This is a genomic window from Enterococcus sp. E4-150 (assembly GCF_035726465.1).
Taxonomy (GTDB): Bacteria; Bacillota; Bacilli; order Lactobacillales; family Enterococcaceae; genus Enterococcus_B; species Enterococcus_B faecium.
Genome location: NZ_JAPRGK010000022.1, coordinates 1 through 18,771, shown reverse-complemented (window position 1 = coordinate 18,771; position 18,771 = coordinate 1). Strand labels below are relative to the sequence as shown.

The following is an 18,771-nucleotide window of genomic DNA, read 5'->3' as shown; positions in this document are numbered from 1 at the left end:
CGAAGAAATGGAACGCTCTTCGGCTTTTCGGTGTCTACTGAAATCAAGGTATTAATGGGAATAACAGCCTAAGATATTTGGAGTTCAGAGAGGGCGCGTTTGATTTTCAAACTTCGCAACAGAACCAAATAGTCTATACAGTAGAAGATGCCGATGAGCAAAATATCACATTACCTGTATTCAATTATTGGGGAACAGTTGTGAAAGTAAATGGGAAAAAGAGCACTATAGAAAATGACAATGGTTTAGTGTCTATTAAAAGTACGGGAAAAAGAACTATAGTTGAGGTTTCATCTACGTATCCAACTACGATGATTCTATCTTTATTAATTAGTTCAATAACTTTTATATTCTTATTTACACGTTATTTAATAAGATGCTGCGGTTAAATGAAAATAGATTAGATAGATATTATAAATATGTTGATTCTATTTTCATAGCAATGGAGAAAATACATTAGCAATATATAAAAGAAGGTATCAAGAGTCACAGTTAATTTATTCCGAAAAGTGAAAAGAGCAAATATAAAATTTAATAAAAATAAGAACTAAATAGGAAAACGTAGACGTAATTTTCTACGTTTTCCTTTTCATATATATTAAATATTACGGAAAATTATATAAACTAATTTAGTGTTTTGTTTGTAATTCCTAATTTTGCTCCACTTTTAGATAATTTTTAGGTCTATTTAACTCATTAGACATTCTATGCTCATTTTTCTCCAAATTTGTTTCAACTCTTTCGTACTTAATTTTGCGTATTTGAAAATTCTTGTTTTAGAGTACTTTTATTACGATACTAGTATGATATATATCTACAGCAAACAGTTAAAATCTTCCTAAAATAAGCGAATAGCATTCCTAAAACCTATAAAATTTTTAGATGAAGCGACAAGTGGACAATTAATAAACTACTTGAACATGAAATTATGGATCACCTTTCAAATTTAGAAAATGGAATTCTTATACTTATTGCGCAACATTTATTGATTGCAAAATTATGTGACAAAAAGAACTAGTAGAAGAAGGAATAATGGCTTGATAATAAAGTACTACCTATTAAAGGTAGTACTTTATTTAATTTAGTATAAATTAACATACTACTATATTTTAGGTTTCATATTATATAAATTAATAATATACTACCATTTGTTGGTAGTATAATTTAAAGGTAATAAGTTATTCTTTTATTACTATGTTTGGGTTTTATAGCAAAGAAAGTTTAATAAGAGTTTGGACCTAGCAAACAATATTAATGAGGTCATTAAATCTTATTATCTTTAGTGATATAATGAAATATCTACACAGACAAAATTATGATCTTGCGTAAAGTTATAAAATATTAATAAAAATATTTTATTAATGAAAAGCTTGGTAGCACGGTTATTCATATGCTAATTTATTTCACTTTATAGTAAGGGGAGTTCTTAGTATATTGTTCAAACTTAAATTTCATATAATTTAATTATGTAAATTAGCTATTCTAAGAACTTCTACGGATAAACTGCCCGTCTAAAATTTAAATAAGAGCTTAGAATCTTCATATAAGTAAGGTTAATTTTTTTGTACAAAAAAGTCGGAATATTCTGAGTTACTGAAATGATATAAAATCATAAACTAAACCCATTGATTTTGTTGACTTTTAACAGAGTATATATATAAGTTCATGATTATGTTAAAATATATACATAATCATGAACTCAGAATATTTTTAAGAAGGGAAACAATAGTGAGCTATAATGTACAACCACTAAGGACAAATGAAGAGATACAAGATTTTCAGTTTTGGCTAAGAAGAACAAGTAATCCGGAAAGAGATAGTTTTTTATTTTTGTTTGGAATCAATAATGGGTTACGTATGTCAGATATTATAGGATTAAAGGTTGGAGATATACGAGGTAAAAGTAAGCCTGTTATTGTTGAACATAAAACAGGTAAGCGAAAACCGATTTTTATAGATAATTTGAGAGAAGAGATTTTATTGTATACTGAAGGTAAAGAAGAAAATGATTGGTTATTTCCAAGTCGGCAACAAGGGCGTCATATAACAAGGGACCGTGTTTATCAGATATATGCGGATATAGCAGAAAAATTAGGAAGAGATGATATAGGAACACATACATTAAGAAAAACTTTTGGGTATCACTACTACAAGAAAACTAGAGACATTGCTACCTTAATGTTTATTTTTAATCATAGTTCACAAGCAATTACTAAAAGATATATTGGAATAACAGAAGACGAAATCGGTGCTTCTTTAAAAGGCTTTAAACTAGGTGTTTAGTAAGTACATGATTGTAGCAAAAATTAAGATATTGAATCGATCATCCTATTTCAAAAAGACCGCGAATTGTAAAATTAAGTTAGAAAAATAAAAAGGCATTTATGGTACACTCAAATTGTATTTCCGACGAAAGAAAACAAAGGAGTGTAACCATAAATGACCTACAAACATCTTACCATAGACGAACTGACAATGATAGAATCATATTATCTTCAACATAATAAGCCGGTTGAAATCGCTAACCGAATGGGACGTGCTATACAAACTATTTATAATGTAGTCAATAAGTTCAAGCAAGGCAAGACTGCTCTTGATTATTGGCACCAGTATAAAGAAAATAAGAAAAAATGTGGTAGAAAAGTCATTCAATTACCTGCTCATGAAGTAGATTACATTAAAGAGAAAGTCACTCTTGGTTGGATGCCTGACGTCATTATCGGGCGAAAAGAAAGGCCTGTTTCATGCGGTATGAGAACACTTTATCGTTTATTTTCTAAAGGAATATTTGATATTGACACACTACCGATGAAAGGTAAAAGAAAACCCAATGGCCATCAGGAAAAACGGGGAAAACAACAGTATCAGCGCTCAATCCATGATCGACCTGATAATTATCCTGATTTCAATTCTGAGTTTGGTCACCTTGAAGGTGATACGATCGTTGGCATTCATCATAAAAGTGCCGTCATTACTTTAGTTGAAAGATTATCTAAAGTCATTATCACGATTAAACCCAACGGCCGTAAGGCATTAGATATTGAAACTGCCCTTAATCAATGGTTTTCTCGCTTCCCTAAAAAACTTCTTTAAATCTATTACGTTTGACTGTGGAAAAGAATTTTCTAACTGGAAAGCCATTAGTAACCAACATGATATTGATATATATTTTGCGGACCCTGGAACACCTTCTCAACGCCCATTAAACGAAAATTCTAACGGGATTCTGCGTCGTAATGGACTGCCGAAATCAATGGATTTTAGAGAAGTGAATCAGACATTTATTTCCAGTGTCAGCAATCAACGTAATTATATTCCAAGAAAATCATTGAATTACAGAACACCAATCGAAATATTTTTGAGCTATGTACAAGAAGCATTTTATTCTAGCTTAATTTGACAAATCATATTATGATTACAGTGCCTATTTTTAACGAAATTTGCTTATTTTCAAAATGTATGATTATATTTTAGTAAACACTTTCAAATATGAAAAGAGGAGCTATTATGGTAGGAATTAGGGATGTTGCAAAACGGGCGGGTGTGTCCATTGCAACAGTATCGCGCGTGCTAAATGAGGATCCGACACTTTCAGTAACCGATGAAACCAAACGAAAGATTGCAGAATCGGTTAATTTTTATCATTATGTCAAAAAAAGTCCCGTTGCAAAAAATTTAACAAATATTGCATTAATAACGACAGTTTCTGAAGTAGATGAGTTGGAAGATCCCTATTTTCGAACGATTCGCAGAGGGATTCAAGTCGAAGCAGAACAAAGCAAAGTCAATTTGAAGAAAATTATTCGTTTGTCAGAAACACCGTTGGAGCAAGACGATTTGCTAAAATGTCAAGGTGTGTTGATTATTGGGCAGGTGCTATCTTCTGTGATTGAAGAAGTATCAGCAATTAATTCGAATGTCGTAGTGATTGATGACCCTAGTATTGAAGCTGAAGTAGATGCAGTTTATACTGATTTAACAAAAGCAACGAATCAGCATTTAGATCGATTGTATAAAAAAGGACACCGAAACATTGCGTTTATCGGAGGAGGACGTGTTCGTTTAGATAGCCAAGGAAATAAACACGTGTCAGATGATGATTATCGAAAAATAGCCTATGAGACGTGGATGAAACAAAAAGGATTAGAAAAATATAGTCAAATTTATTTAGAAGGCTGGACCACACTTGACGGAATGCAGGCAGCAGATTTACTTTTGAAAAAACATGCTAAAGATAAGTTGCCGACTGCTATCATGGTAGGAAATGATCCTATTGCTGTGGGGGTTTATCGTTCACTTCAAAAAAATGGTCTACATATTCCAGAAGATATTTCGATTGTGAGTTTTGATAATATTGAAGTTGCTGAATTTTTAACACCTGCATTAAATACGGTGAGTGTGAATACAGAAGAAATTGGAAAACTAGCAGTTCGCATGGTTAATGAACGAATAAAAGAAGTTAGAAATGTTTCGATCAAAGTGATTGTTTCTAATAATATTATTGTTAGAGAAAGTGAAAAAAATATCGATTAAAAAAGTAAACATCCAAAAAAGGGTGTTTACTTTTTTGTTTACTAATATTTTTAGTAAAAAATCTCGACAAAACATTAAGTAAACAGTTATGGTGTTGTTAACAAAAAGAAAACGCATTCAAAACAGGAGGAATTAAGATGAAACATTTCAAAAAAATAGCTTTAACAGGGATAGCTGTTTTAACTGGGACATTACTCGCAGCATGTGGTGGGGGAGATAGTAATTCTAAAGACGGGCAAGTAACTTTAAGCTATGCGAGTTGGGATACTGACCAAGCTCCAGGACTAAGAAAAATGTTAGATGAATTTGAAAAACAAAATCCTGATATCAAAGTAGAAATGGAGACAACGCCTTGGGATCAATATTGGGTTAAATTAGAAGCTGCAACAACGGGAGGTAATATGCCAGATGTAGTAACCATGCACTCTAGCGAATCCTATAGATATATGTCACAGAATGCTTTGATGGGACTTGATAATGTTATCAAAGAAAATGATATTGACATGGGAAACTTTACTGAAGGAATTGCTGATTTCTATACGCTTGAAGACGAACTATACGCAATCCCTAAAGATGCTTCTGTAGTGGGGCTATGGTACAACAAAGAATTATTTGATAATGCAGGTGTCGATTATCCAGATGAAACATGGACATGGGAAACACTCAGACAAGCTGCAATTGATTTAACAGATGAATCAAAAGGCATCTATGGTTTTGCATCACATATTGGAACAGAGACTGGCTACTGGCCATTTATTTATCAAAATGGGGGAGAAGTATTTGCCGATGACAATACAAAATCAGGTTTGAATACCCCAGAAGCACAAGAAGCTTTAGCTTTTTATCGAGATATTGCACTTGTTGATCATGCTTCACCAACAATTACAGAATTACAAGATCCTGATAAGTTAAGTCGTTTTCAATCAGGTAGATTAGCAATGATGATTGAAGGAAACTGGTTTGCACCGGGATTTTTGAAAAATGACTATCTAGTTGAAAATGTTGCTTCTGCCGTGTTACCTAAGGGAAAAGTTAATGCAACAATTACAAATGGACTTGGTTAGGCTGCCAGTGCGAATACAAAATACCCAGAAGAAGTGAAAAAACTAATGGCATTTTTAGCTAGTGAGGACGCCAATAAAATCCAAGCGGAAACGGGGGCATCAATCCCAGCACTAAAAGGCTTTGAAGACGAGTGGGCTGCTTCTTCAGATACAATTGATTTGAGTGCTTTTGGAAAAATGTTGGAGTATGGAGTCCCTCGTCCATACAATAAAGATGGATTACGAGCTGAACAAGCAGAAGTTCAAATTATTAACCGTATTCTGTCTGGTGAAGTAACTGTTGAAGATGGAACCACTCAAATTGAAAAAGAAGTCAATGCGATATTGAGCGGAAATTAAATTAGTTAATTATACAATATACAGGCGAAAGGATTCTATTTCGTCTGTATATTAATGGATGAATACCAAAAAGGGGGATATTATGAAAAATCGAATTTTTGGAAAATATCGTAAAGATCAAGTGATATGGGGCTATATTTTTATTTTTCCAACGGCATTAGGATTAATTTTATTAAATATATGGCCAGCAATTCAAACAGCAATTTTAAGTTTTCAAAAAACGGTAGGGTTCGGTGATACTGAATGGGTCGGATTAAGAAATTACCAAAAAATGTTTGCAGACGGTGAAGTTTTTCAGTCTTTATTAAACACATTAATTTATGCAGTGGTTTCGATACCTAGTATTGTTGTATTATCCTTGTTGGTGGCAGTTTTAATGAATAGAAAAGTTAAAGGATTGTCGATTTATCGGACAATTTATTTTCTACCAGTCGTTGCTGCACCATCCGCAGTCGCAATGATTTGGCGCTGGATGTTCAATAATGATTATGGACTGATTAATAACATGTTGGCTAAAATAGGTCTCGATGGACCAGCATGGTTAACGGATCCATCGATTGCGATTTATTCTATTATCATTGTAGGAGTTTGGAGTGCTATTGGTTATAACATGGTGTTATTACTAGCCGGCTTATAAGAAATTCCTAAAGATTATTATGAAGCAGCGGAAATTGATGGTGCTAGTCCAATCCAGCAGTTTTTCAACATTACGTTACCATTAGTTACACCAACATTATTTTTTGTAGTTGTAACAACAGTTATCAATGCTTTCCAAGTATTTGATGTTATTTTTATGATGATTACTCCTAATAGTACCGCCATGTTTAAATCACAATCATTAGCCTATTTATTCTATAAACATTCATTTATTTTAAATGACAAGGGATATGGTTCGGCAATCGTTATGTTCCTTTTAGTGATTATATTAATTATTACTGCAATTCAAATGAAGTTGCAGAAAAAGTGGGTAAACTATTAAGGAGGCTATCAAATTATGAAAAATAAATTTTTTTCAAATGCGCCAATCCATATCATGCTTATTTTAGGTGGTATTGCAATGGCATTACCTTTTATTTGGATGATTTTAACTTCAGGGAAAACGTTGGTTGAATCTACCCAAATTCCACCTACAATTTTCCCTGAGAAATTTCAGCTAAGTAACTATCAACAAGTACTTGATTTATTACCATTCATGGCTTTTTATATCAATATATTTTTAATGGTTGTTGGACGAGTGATTGGCTCGGTTTTATTTTCAGCAATGGCTGCATATGCTTGTGCGCGTCTAAGTTTTCCAGGGAAAAATATCCTTTTCAGCTTAGTACTTATTCAAATGATGATTCCCGGTTCCATTTTTATTACTCCACAGTATTTATTAGCACAAAAATTGGGTATTTTAAATACAATTCCAGCATTAATATTACCAGGGGTAGTTAGTGCGTTTGGTACGTTTTTATTAAGACAATTTTTCTTAGGTTTGCCTGATGAATTGGAGGAAGCGGCCTATTTAGAAGGTGCCAATATTTGGACGATCTTTTTCAAAATTATGTTGCCGCTTGCTAAATCAGGATTGGTTGCACTTGGAATATTCACAACGTTGTTTGCATTTAAAGATTTAATGTGGCCATTGATTGTCAATACTTCAATTGATAAGATGCCTTTAGCTCCGGGATTAGCAAACTTACAAGGACAATATGCCACGAACTTCCCACAATTAATGGCAGGTTCGTTATTAGCAATTTGGCCAATAGTTGTGATATTCATCGTTTTCCAAAGAAAATTCATTGAAGGAATTGCTACAACAGGTGGTAAATTATAAAACTATTAATTAGTGATTGGAGAGTAAGTACATGACAAAAATTACATTTATTGGTGCAGGAAGTACTATTTTTGCAAAAAACGTATTAGGCGATGCGATGTTAACTCCAAGTCTACAAGATGCACATATTGCATTGTACGATATTGATGAAAAACGACTAAAAGAATCAAATTTAATGCTTAAAAATATTAATAAAAATTCGAATGAAAATCGTGCTGATATTGTTTCTTATTATGATCGCAAAGAAGCGTTAAGAGAGGCTGATTTTGTTATCAATGCTATTCAAGTGGGTGGTTATAAACCTTCAACAGTGATTGATTTTGATATTTCTAAAAAATATGGGTTGCGACAAACTATTGGTGACACCATGGGGATTGGTGGGATTTTTAGAACCCTACGGACACTACCAGTAATGTTAGACTTTGCTAAAGAAATGGAAGAAGTTTGTCCAAATGCTTGGTTATTGAACTATACAAATCCGATGGCGATGTTAACCATGGGTGTTTTAAAAGCGACGAGTATTAAGACTGTTGGTTTATGTCATAGCGTTCAAGTATGCGTACCAGAATTGTTTGAGCATTTAGGAATAGCCGATCAATATGACTTAAATGACTTTCAATGGAAAATTGCAGGCATTAATCATATGGCATTCTTGTTGGAAATTACAAAAAATGGGGAAGATTTCTATCCAACAATTCGTCAGTTAGCTGCAGAAAAACCAAATCCACATCCAGATTCTGTACGTTTTGAATTGTTGAAACGTTTTAGTTACTATATTACAGAATCAAGTGAACACAATGCAGAATACCATCCATACTTTATTAAATCAAAATACCCAGAATTGATTGACGAATTAGGGATTCCGTTGGATGAATACTTACGTCGTTGTGAACAACAAATTAATGATTGGGAAAGCATGCGAGAGGACATTGTAAATAATGGGGAGTTAACACATACGAGAAGCCGTGAATATGCTTCATATATCATGGATTCTATTACGACAGGAACTCCGTCAGTGATTGCAGGAAATGTCTTAAATAAAGGCTTAATCACAAACTTACCGACAGATGTTTGTGTGGAAGTACCTTGTTTAGTCGATAAAAATGGCGTGCAACCAACCTATGTCGGTGAATTGCCAACACAATTAGCTGCTTTAAATCGGACGAATATCAATGTTCAAGAACTGACAGTAGAAGCCGCTTTAACACTAGATAAATCAAAAATTTATCAAGCAGCGTATTTAGATCCACATCTGTCATCTGAATTGTCTTTAACAGATATCAAAAATTTAGTGGATGATTTAATCGAAGCACATGGGGACTATTTACCTGAATATAATTAAAAAGAAGCTGAAAGAGTAAGTAATTTTCAATTCCTTACTCTTTTCTTAGTTAAATTTAGTAAAAATATTGACAAAACACTTAGTAAACAGTTACATTAGTGTTAACAAAAAAGAAAACGCATTCAAATTGTATAAGGAGGAGCATAAAATGAAGTGGTCTAAAAAAATTATTTTAGCTTGTATAGCACTAGGAGCAACGATCTCTTTGACTGCTTGTGGAAAAAATCAGGAAGATGCAAGCGGTAAGGTAGAAATAGAGTTTTTTAATCAAAAAAAAGAAATGACTCAAACGATTCAGGAGATTGCTAAAGATTTTGAAGCAAAAAACCCTGATATTCATGTAAAAGTTGTGGATGTACCGAATGCTGGTGAAGTAATTAAAACACGTATGCTTGCAGGCGATGTACCAGATGTCATTAATCTTTATCCTCAAAGTATAGAATTGAAAGAATGGGCGAAAGCTGGTTATTTAGAGGACTTAACCGAAGAACCGTATTTAGAGAATATCAAAAATGGATATGCACAACGTTTTGCTATTGAGGATCGTGTATATAGCATACCATTAACCGCTAATGTCTATGGTTTTTACTATAACAAAACTGCTTTTGAGGAAATGGGGATTCAAGCACCAGAAACTTGGGCAGAATTTGAAAAAATAGTAGCTGAGATTAAAGATCAAAACAAAGTACCGTTTGCGATTGCAGGAGCAGAAGGCTGGACTTTAAATGGTTATCACCAACTAGCTATAGCGACTGCTGCTGGTGGTGAAGAGGAAGCGAACAATGTTTGGCGTTTCTCAGAAGTTAATGGAATTAATGCTGAAAGCAAAGAAATGCAAAAAGATTTTAATCGATTAGATTTGTTAAGAGAACCAAAAGCTTTGCAAAACAACTGGCAAGGTGCCGGTTATAACGATACAGTAGTTACTTTTACAAAAGGTGATGCGTTGATTATGCCGAATGGTTCATGGGCAATGCCGATGATTCATTCACAAAATCCAGATTTTGAAGTAGGAACTTTTCCTTTTCCAGCAGATGAAGCAGGTCAAAGTCTAACGATTGGCGCAGGAGACCTAGCCTTATCAGTTTCTGCAACTTCTCAACATAAAGAAGAAGCCAAACGTTTTGTAGAATATATGACAACACCTGAAGCGATGCAGAAATATTATGATGTAGATGGTGCACCGTGTGCTGTTGAGGGCGTTATCGAGAATACTCAGGATTCACCATTAAGTGGTTTAACTGAACTTGCTTTTACTGATCGTCATTTAGTTTGGTTAGCCAAAGATTGGAATAGTGAAAATGATTTTTATACCTTAACAACAAATTATTTACACAATGGCAATCAAAAAGCCATGATTAACGCATTAAATGCTTTCTTTAATCCAATGAAAGCTGACGGAAGGTAGGAAAATAAAATGAAAATAAAAGAAATTTTAAATCGTTACTGGGCAATCATTTTTGTAGCAATTCCAATTATTTTGCAGATGATTTTTTTCTACTTTCCAATGGTTCAAGGTGCTTTTTACAGTTTAACTAATTGGACTGGTCTGACTTATAATTTTGATTTTGTGGGTTTGAACAATTATAAGATTCTTTTTTCTGATCCGAAGTTTATCAAATCGATTGGCTTCACTTTAATTGTGACGCTTTGCATGATTGCTGGACAAATTGGTTTTGGTATTTTGATTGCGCGGGCGTTGAACGCAAATATTAAAGGGAAAACATTCTTTAGAGCATGGTTCTTTTTTCCAGCGGTCTTATCGGGCGTGGTTGTTTCTTTAGTATTTAAACAAATTTTTAACTATGGTTTACCAAAAATTGGTAGTATGTTAGGCATTGAATTTTTACAAACCAGTCTTTTAGGAACAACATGGGGAGCGATTTTTGCAGTAATTTTTGTTTTACTTTGGCAAGGAATTGCCATGCCAGTCATCATTTTCTTAGCGGGTTTTCAAAGTATTCCACAAGAAATTATTGAAGCTGCTAGAATGGATGGGGCGAATGATAAGCAAATTTTTTGGAATATTGAAATCACCTACTTATTACCAAGTATTTCAATGGTATTTATTATGGCATTAAAAGGTGGCTTAACAGCATTTGATCAAATTTTTGCTTTAACTGGTGGTGGACCAAGCGATGCCACAACATCTTTGGGGTTACTTGTTTATAATTATGCTTTTAAAAACAATCAGTTTGGTTATGCGAATGCTATTGCTTTAGTCTTATTTATCTTAATTGGGATTGTTTCACTGGCACAATTAAAATTATCGAAAAAATTTGAAATCTAGGAGGTTTCCCAATGAAAACATCAAAAGAAAAAAATATTTCTAAATACTTGCTTTTATTATTAGGGGGCTTCATGATTTTAGTTCCCTTAGTTTCAACGCTATTCGGTTCATTTAAAACAACACCCGATATTATGAATAATTTCTTTCGGTTTCCTAATCCAGCGACTTTGGAAAATTTCCGAAGATTGTTAGCGGATGGAATTGGTCATTACTTTTGGAATTCGGCAATCATCACAATCATTGCAGTAGTTGCTGTGACAGCAATTATTCCTATGGCTGCTTATTCACTAGCAAGAAAAATGACTCGTGGGAAAGCATACGGATTGATGTATTTATTTTTAATTTTAGGAATTTTTGTTCCTTTCCAAGTAATTATGATTCCGATTACCGTTATGATGAGTAAAATTGGTTTAGCAAATATGTGGGGATTAATCTTACTCTATCTCACTTATGCCGTACCACAGACACTATTTTTATATGTTGGTTTTATTAAACTAAATGTGCCTATCAGTCTGGATGAGGCTGCTGAAATTGATGGGGCTAGTCACTTTACAACTTATTTCAAAATTGTTTTCCCAATGTTAAAACCAATGCATGCGACGACTATTATTCTTAATGCTCTATGGTTTTGGAATGATTTCATGCTACCATTATTAATTTTAAATCGTGATTCTAATATGTGGACACTACCATTGTTTCAATATAATTATACGGGACAATATTTTAACGACTATGGTCCAAGTTTTGCTTCCTATACAGTAGGAATTGTCACGATTACACTAGTTTATCTTGCTTTCCAAAGAAGTATTATAGCTGGAATGAGCAATGGAGCAGTGAAATAACCAATAAATTATTCTCATTATAAAGGAGTTCATAAACTTATGATTATATTTGACAATCACACACAAACATTTCATTTACAAAATAAAAAAATTAGCTATCTATTAGGAATCGAAGAAAATAATTATTTAACGCATCTTTATTTTGGAAAAAAGATTACGCACTATTCTGGTGGGTATCGCTACCCCCGAACAGATCGTTCCTTCTCACCCAACAATGCAAATGCGCAAGATCGTTTATTATCTTTAGATACATTACCATTAGAATTTCCAGGATATGGACATGGTGATTTTAGAGAACCGGCGCATAATATTAAATTAGGAAACGGTAGTCGTGTAAATGATTTTCGTTATGATAGCTACGAAATTCAAAAAGGAAAGCCCAGCTTAGCGGGATTGCCAGCCTTATATACGGAAGATGATGATGAAGCTGAAACGCTGATTATTCAATTGAAAGACGCGATTAGTGGATTGACTTTACAGTTGTTCTACACAATTTATCAAAATCACAGTGTAATTATTCGTTCTACGCAATTAGTAAATAATAGTGATGAAACAGTGGAGATTAACCGCTTAGCTAGTCAATCAATTGATTTTCCAAATCGTCCACTCGAGTTAATTCATTTAAATGGTACCTGGGCAAGAGAACGTCAAATGACTAGAGAAAAAATTCATACAGGGATAAAAGTATTAGATAGTAAACGCGGATCAAGCAGCCATCAACAAAATCCGTTTGTTGCTTTAGTAGATGCCAAAACAGATGAATTTCAAGGAGAGGCATATGGATTTAATTTAGTTTATAGCGGTAATCACGAAACGGTGATTCAAAAAGATCCATTTGACCAAACACGGGTCATTATGGGAATTAATTCATTTAATTTTGGTTGGCAACTAAAAACTGGCGACTCATTTCAAACGCCAGAAGTCGTGATGGTTTATAGTAATGAAGGTCTGAATACGTTATCACAGACGTATCATGAATTGTATAATCACCGTTTAATTCGTGGAAACTATCGTTTACAAGAACGTCCCACGTTAATCAACAACTGGGAAGCAACGTATTTTGATTTTAACGAAGAAAAAATCATGAATATTGTCGATGATGCGAAGAACTTGGGCATTGAAATGTTTGTTTTAGATGATGGTTGGTTTGGCGGTCGTGAAAATGACTTCACTTCATTAGGTGATTGGGTTGAAACAGAAGGCAAACTTGCTTGTGGTTTGGAAAATTTAGCCAAGCAAGTGCATGATAACGGGATGAAATTTGGGATTTGGTTTGAACCGGAAATGATTTCTGAAGATAGTGAACTATTTCGAGCACATCCAGATTGGGCATTGGGTATTCCAGGTCGTGACCGCTCAATTAGTCGAAATCAATATGTTCTTGATTTTTCAAGACAAGATGTTCGTGATAATATCTATCAACAAATGACGGCGATTTTTGATCGTGTACCGATTGATTATGTGAAGTGGGATATGAATCGAAATATGACAGAAGTCTATTCTGTCTTGTTGGACTCAACGATGCAAGGTGAAGTGGCTCATCGTTATATGTTAGGGTTATATGAATTTTTAGAAAAGTTAACAACGAATTATCCAACTATTTTATTTGAAAGTTGTTCGGGTGGAGGCGGTCGTTTTGATGCAGGTTTCTTGTATTACATGCCACAAACTTGGACGAGCGACAATACCGATGCCGTGGCTCGTCTGAAAATTCAATATGGAACCAGCTTAGTGTATCCAATTTCAAGTATGGGTGCGCATGTTTCAGCAGTCCCAAATCATCAAACAGGAAGAGAAACGAGTTTAACTATTCGTGGCAATGCTGCGATGGCTGGTGTTTTTGGTTATGAGCTAGATCTAACGCAATTAACTTCTGAAGAAAAAGCAGAAATTAAAGAACAAGTTGCCTTTTATAAAAAGCACCGCCAACTTTTGCAATATGGAACTTTTTATCGCTTGGAAAGTCCGTTTGAAGGCAATGATACTGCATGGATGTTTGTCTCAAAAGACCAAACAGAAGCCATGGTCTTTTATTTCCGAGTATTAGCAGAAGCTGCGCATCCATTAGTCACATTGAAATTAGCAGGATTAGCAGAAGAAGCAACTTATCAAATGGAAGATGTAACATTTGCTGGCGATGAATTGATGAATCTCGGTTTTTATATTGACTCAGAACTACATGGTGATTATGCGACACAACGCTTTTATTTGAAACAGATATAGTAGCTTGAATTTACAATATAAGTGCAACACCAAAAGAGACTCATTCCAAACGAAGAAAATATGTTTTATTTACACGCATTTACTAAAAAGCAGCCTGATTTGAATTGGGAAAATGAAGAAGTACGTGAAGAAATCTATGCAATGATTAACTATTGGTTAGATAAAGGACTAGGCGGATTTAGAATCGATGCGATATTAAACATCAAAAAAAAACTAGAGTATGGCATCTTTGAATCTGATGGAGAAGATGGGTTAGCCTTCATTGGGCCCTGGATTCTTAATCAGTCGGGCATTGAAGTGTGGTTAAAAGAAATGAGAGAGCGGACATTTAAACCACATAATAGTATGACGGTAGCAGAAGCCGATGTTCCTAATGAACGTTTAGATGAATATATTGGTGAAGATGGCTATTATTCGATGGTTTTTGATTTTAGTTATACGGATATTGATGTACCTGAAACTGGTGAATGGTTTAAAGATAGCCAATGGACATGGACGGATATGCGTACCAATATTTTTACGAATCAATTAGTTACGCAAGATAAAGGTTGGGGCGCCTTATATTTAGAAAACCACGATCAACCACGTTCAATTAATAAATATATTCCAGAAGAATGGATCAATGATTATAGTAAAAAAATGTTGGCGACGCTTTTTATGTTACTAAGAGGTACCCCTTTTATTTATCAAGGACAAGAACTAGGAATGACCAACATAGAAATGGCATCATTAGAAGATTTTGATGATGTAGCTACGCATTCTCAGTATAAACGGGCATTAGAATATGGATTGGCACCAGAGCAAGCATTGAAAGCTGTCAATAAACGAAGTCGGGATAATTCTCGCACACCTATGCAATGGAATACGCAAAAAAATGCCAGATTCTCAACTTCTGATAATGTATGGTTAAAAGTAAATCCTAATTATCCAGAACTCAATGCAGAAGCTCAGTTAACCAATCAACAGTCGGTATTCAATTATTATCATCAATTAATTAAATTAAGAAAAAATAGTGTATACAAAGACGTGCTAATCTACGGACAATTTCTACCAGTGAAAGATAAAAATGAACATATTTTGCTTTATGAACGCCAATTAGAAGATAAAATCGTATTAGTTATCTTAAACGTTACAGCAACAGAACAAGAATATTATGTAGATGAGCAGTACCAACAAGTATTAATCAATAATTATGAAGATGTTTTATTAGATCAAAGTCGAAAATTGCGTTTACGACCGTTTGAAAGTATTGTATTAGCTAATTATGGAGGACAATTATGAAAATTAAAAACGAAGCAATGCTCATCACCTATGCAGATAGTTTAGGAAAAAACATGGGCGAATTAAAACAAGTCTTAGACAAATATTTACAAGGTGTTATTGGTGGTGTACATCTGTTGCCTTTTTTTCCATCGACAGGTGATCGAGGCTTTGCGCCGAGTGATTATACGACAGTTGATCCAGCTCTTGGAACATGGGAAGATGTGGAAGCATTAGGTGAAGATTATTATTTGATGTTTGATTTTATGATTAATCACATTTCTCGTGAATCAAAATTTTTCCAAGATTTCAAAAAAAACCATGAGCAGTCACCATACAAAGAAATGTTTATCCGTATTCATGAATTTTTCCCAGAAAATCGACCAACACAAGAAGATATTGATTTAATCTACAAGCGTAAAGACAAAGCGCCGTTTCAAACGGTAGAATTTGCGGATGGTACGACAGAAGAGGTTTGGAATACCTTTGGGGAAGAACAAATTGATTTAGATGTGACCAAAGAAGTTGTGAAAGAATTTATTCGAGAAACCATCAAAGATATGGCGAACCATGGCTGTTCTTTAATTCGATTAGATGCGTTTGCTTATGCGATTAAAAAATTAGATACCAATGATTTCTTCGTGGAACCAGATATTTGGGAACTTTTAGACGAAGTGCGTCAAGAAGCAGCGAAATATGACGTCGAATTATTACCAGAAATCCATGAGCATTATTCCATTCAAATGAAAATTGCCAATCATGATTATTATATCTATGACTTCGCCTTGCCAATGGTCACTCTGTATTCACTTTATAGTGGAAAATCAGAACGTTTAGCCAATTGGTTGAAAATGAGTCCGATGAAGCAGTTTACAACATTGGATACGCATGATGGAATTGGTGTTGTGGACGCTCGTGATTTATTAACAGATGAAGAATTGGATTACACCTCTGAGGAATTGTATAAAGTCGGGGCGAATGTGAAGAAGGTCTATTCAAGTGCCAATTACAATAATTTAGATATTTATCAAATTAACAGCACCTATTATAGTGCATTAGGCGATAATGACCGTAGCTATCTGTTAGCACGTGCGATTCAAGTATTTGCGCCAGGGATTCCACAAATTTATTACGTTGGGTTATTAGCAGGAAAAAATGATATTGAACTGTTGGAAGCAACGAAAGAAGGGCGTAATATTAATCGTCATTACTATGATTTAGCCGAAATTGAAGAAGAAGTGCAACGGCCAGTGATTCAACAATTATTTGCACTTTTAAAATTTAGAAATGAATCTGCGGCGTTTGATTTGGATGGAACGATTGAAGTAGCAACGCCATCAGAATCAGAAATAGTGATTACACGTAAAAATAAAAACGGTAGTGATAGTGCAACATTAACGGCTAACTTGGATACGAAAGAATTTATCATTGAGTCTAAAGATATAAAAATTTTCACTAGTGTTGCATTAAAATTTTAACCTATTCCATAGAACAAAAAATCCTTTATACTAGCACTTGGATGACTTATCCAAGACCAATAAAAAGGACTCATACATGGATAAGTATAAAGCAAATACAGCATTTAATAAATGGTTTTCTGCCATAAAATTAGGAAAACTTTCTGTCAACTCCCAAAAATGTATTTTTGATTACAATTCGTATCGTAAAAAACTGTCTTTTGAAGCTGTGCTCAAGCTCTTTCTCTACGCAGTTAATGAAGAAAAAGAAAGTTTGCGTGATTTGAGTACAGCTCTTATCGACCGATCGCTCCAACTAGAAACCGATGTGTCATCGATTAGTCATACCCAATTGTCTCGAGCATTTAATGCACTTGAACCTAAAGTGTTAGAAGAAATTTTTCAACAACTGTTAGAAAAAGTTAAACATCAAATCAAACCAACCAAGCGAAATCATCTGTATCTGATTGATTCCAGTACGTTTTCGCTTAGTTTAAAACGTCATAAGTGGGCGACTTTCCGTCAAACAAAATCAGGTGTCAAGTTACACTTAAACTATTGTTATATGGACGATACCACGATGTATCCAACTGATTTTACCTTAACAAATGCCTATGAACATGATCTCAATCAACTACCAGTATTGGTGAATCAACCAGAGGCAACTTACGTGTTTGATCGTGGGTATTAGGACTTTGAAAAGATGGATCAGATGCATTGGGATGGCTATTTCTTCGTCACTCGGATTAAAAAAAACACCAAAGTTCACGTGATAGATACTCTGGAAACATCGCCAGAAACAGAAATTCTACGAGACGAGCTGGTTCGTTTAGGATCTAGAACCTATCTAACCGCCAATTTCCGACTAGTCACTGTTCAAGATAAGAACGGACGTGTGTTTCAATTTATCACCAATCGAATGGACGTCTCTTCAAAAGAAATCTCTGATATGTATCACGCTCGTTGGCAAATCGAATTGTTTTTCAAGCACATCAAACAACACATGACCATTAAAACCTTCTTTTCTCGAAGTGAAAAAGGCGTGCAGAATCAATTGATTTTAACGATGATTTCCGCTCTCCTCACGTTTCTCATCAAATTGGAGACGAAAACGGAAAAATCAGTGTTCCAAATCAAACGATTCTTTCTTTATTTACTGTTTCAGCCTTTTGAATGTTGGGTAGAAAAATTAATTCCCACATGAGAAAAAAGAAATTTGGCTCGTTACTTTTGGTTTTCAGTTGAATAACAGATAAAAAATTTTCTGGAAAAAGTCATCCTCTGCGTCAGCACAGTTTTTTTTGACTTATTTTCAGAGGAAATAGTTTTCAGAATATTCTAAAATGTTTTATGCAACACTAGTGATATTTTTTAGAATTAGATTTCTAATGTGCATTTTTTGAGTATTAAGGAGCAAGTATACAAAGATTTATAAAGCTGATTAAATTTGAATAAAAATATGCAGGAACGCTACTATTGATAAAGTCCATATAATTGTGTAAAAGATAAAAGGCCATGTAACAGCCCTTTTACGGTACAATGTTTTTAACCACAAAAACATACCCAGGAGGACGTTACATGACCCAAGTACATTTTACACTG

The 18,771-nt window shown here is 34.1% G+C and carries 12 protein-coding genes and 4 pseudogenes; all 16 read left to right on the top strand.

The features are described from left to right. Nucleotides 1-72: pseudogene (locus OZ002_RS12390) on the top strand (IS6 family transposase); the annotation flags it as partial. Nucleotides 73-1,728: 1,656 nt separating this feature from the next. Further along, on the top strand, nt 1,729-2,283 hold the full coding sequence (locus OZ002_RS12385) for a tyrosine-type recombinase/integrase (RefSeq protein ID WP_002319994.1): 555 nt from the start codon (nt 1,729-1,731) through the stop codon (nt 2,281-2,283). A 156-nt stretch (nt 2,284-2,439) separates the two neighbouring features. Then, nucleotides 2,440-3,400, top strand: a pseudogene (locus tag OZ002_RS12380) (IS30-like element IS6770 family transposase). 107 nt (nt 3,401-3,507) lie between these two features. Further along, nucleotides 3,508-4,533, top strand: a complete 1,026-nt coding sequence (locus OZ002_RS12375) for a LacI family DNA-binding transcriptional regulator (RefSeq protein WP_002343066.1) — start codon at nt 3,508-3,510, stop codon at nt 4,531-4,533. A 137-nt stretch (nt 4,534-4,670) separates the two neighbouring features. Continuing rightward, nucleotides 4,671-5,597 (top strand): extracellular solute-binding protein, encoded by a 927-nt coding sequence (locus OZ002_RS12370; RefSeq protein WP_230307290.1) that lies wholly within the window; start codon nt 4,671-4,673, stop codon nt 5,595-5,597. 33 nt (nt 5,598-5,630) lie between these two features. After that, the gene (locus OZ002_RS12365; RefSeq protein ID WP_230307291.1) at nt 5,631-5,936 is read left to right on the top strand and encodes a hypothetical protein; all 306 of its coding nucleotides are present in this window, start codon (nt 5,631-5,633) and stop codon (nt 5,934-5,936) included. A gap of 82 nt (nt 5,937-6,018) precedes the next feature. Further along, nucleotides 6,019-6,915, top strand: a pseudogene (locus tag OZ002_RS12360) (carbohydrate ABC transporter permease). A gap of 15 nt (nt 6,916-6,930) precedes the next feature. Further along, a complete protein-coding gene (locus tag OZ002_RS12355) occupies nt 6,931-7,755 on the top strand; it encodes a carbohydrate ABC transporter permease (RefSeq protein WP_105222596.1) in 825 nt (274 codons plus the stop codon). Between the two features lie 31 nt (nt 7,756-7,786). Beyond that, on the top strand, nt 7,787-9,097 hold the full coding sequence (locus tag OZ002_RS12350) for an alpha-glucosidase/alpha-galactosidase (protein WP_113833198.1): 1,311 nt from the start codon (nt 7,787-7,789) through the stop codon (nt 9,095-9,097). Between the two features lie 148 nt (nt 9,098-9,245). Continuing rightward, nucleotides 9,246-10,505, top strand: a complete 1,260-nt coding sequence (locus tag OZ002_RS12345) for an extracellular solute-binding protein (protein WP_002290371.1) — start codon at nt 9,246-9,248, stop codon at nt 10,503-10,505. Nucleotides 10,506-10,514: 9 nt separating this feature from the next. Beyond that, on the top strand, nt 10,515-11,387 hold the full coding sequence (locus OZ002_RS12340; protein WP_002290370.1) for a carbohydrate ABC transporter permease: 873 nt from the start codon (nt 10,515-10,517) through the stop codon (nt 11,385-11,387). An 11-nt stretch (nt 11,388-11,398) separates the two neighbouring features. Further along, entirely contained in the window at nt 11,399-12,229 is an 831-nt protein-coding gene (locus OZ002_RS12335) for a carbohydrate ABC transporter permease (protein WP_002290368.1), read from the top strand. A gap of 39 nt (nt 12,230-12,268) precedes the next feature. After that, entirely contained in the window at nt 12,269-14,452 is a 2,184-nt protein-coding gene (locus OZ002_RS12330; protein WP_002324534.1) for an alpha-galactosidase, read from the top strand. Between the two features lie 60 nt (nt 14,453-14,512). Beyond that, nucleotides 14,513-15,733 (top strand): alpha-amylase family glycosyl hydrolase, encoded by a 1,221-nt coding sequence (locus OZ002_RS12325; protein ID WP_002342361.1) that lies wholly within the window; start codon nt 14,513-14,515, stop codon nt 15,731-15,733. Further along, complete coding sequence (gene gtfA, locus OZ002_RS12320) at nt 15,730-17,190, top strand: sucrose phosphorylase (RefSeq protein WP_105222592.1); 1,461 nt, start codon at nt 15,730-15,732, stop codon at nt 17,188-17,190. The genes OZ002_RS12325 and gtfA overlap by 4 nt, the downstream gene beginning before the upstream one ends. A 76-nt stretch (nt 17,191-17,266) precedes the next feature. After that, a pseudogene (locus tag OZ002_RS12315) lies at nt 17,267-18,373 on the top strand (IS4 family transposase). Nucleotides 18,374-18,771 lie beyond the last annotated feature (398 nt).

Excerpts from the sequence above, each read along its gene's own strand:
- gtfA (WP_105222592.1), top strand. The coding sequence starts at position 15,730 with ATGAAAATTAAAAACGAAGCAATGCTCATCACCTATGCAGATAGTTTA.
- OZ002_RS12345 (WP_002290371.1), top strand. The coding sequence starts at position 9,246 with ATGAAGTGGTCTAAAAAAATTATTTTAGCTTGTATAGCACTAGGAGCA.
- OZ002_RS12375 (WP_002343066.1), top strand. The coding sequence starts at position 3,508 with ATGGTAGGAATTAGGGATGTTGCAAAACGGGCGGGTGTGTCCATTGCA.
- OZ002_RS12350 (WP_113833198.1), top strand. The coding sequence starts at position 7,787 with ATGACAAAAATTACATTTATTGGTGCAGGAAGTACTATTTTTGCAAAA.
- OZ002_RS12370 (WP_230307290.1), top strand. The coding sequence starts at position 4,671 with ATGAAACATTTCAAAAAAATAGCTTTAACAGGGATAGCTGTTTTAACT.
- OZ002_RS12340 (WP_002290370.1), top strand. The coding sequence starts at position 10,515 with ATGAAAATAAAAGAAATTTTAAATCGTTACTGGGCAATCATTTTTGTA.
- OZ002_RS12325 (WP_002342361.1), top strand. The coding sequence starts at position 14,513 with ATGTTTTATTTACACGCATTTACTAAAAAGCAGCCTGATTTGAATTGG.
- OZ002_RS12330 (WP_002324534.1), top strand. The coding sequence starts at position 12,269 with ATGATTATATTTGACAATCACACACAAACATTTCATTTACAAAATAAA.
- OZ002_RS12335 (WP_002290368.1), top strand. The coding sequence starts at position 11,399 with ATGAAAACATCAAAAGAAAAAAATATTTCTAAATACTTGCTTTTATTA.
- OZ002_RS12355 (WP_105222596.1), top strand. The coding sequence starts at position 6,931 with ATGAAAAATAAATTTTTTTCAAATGCGCCAATCCATATCATGCTTATT.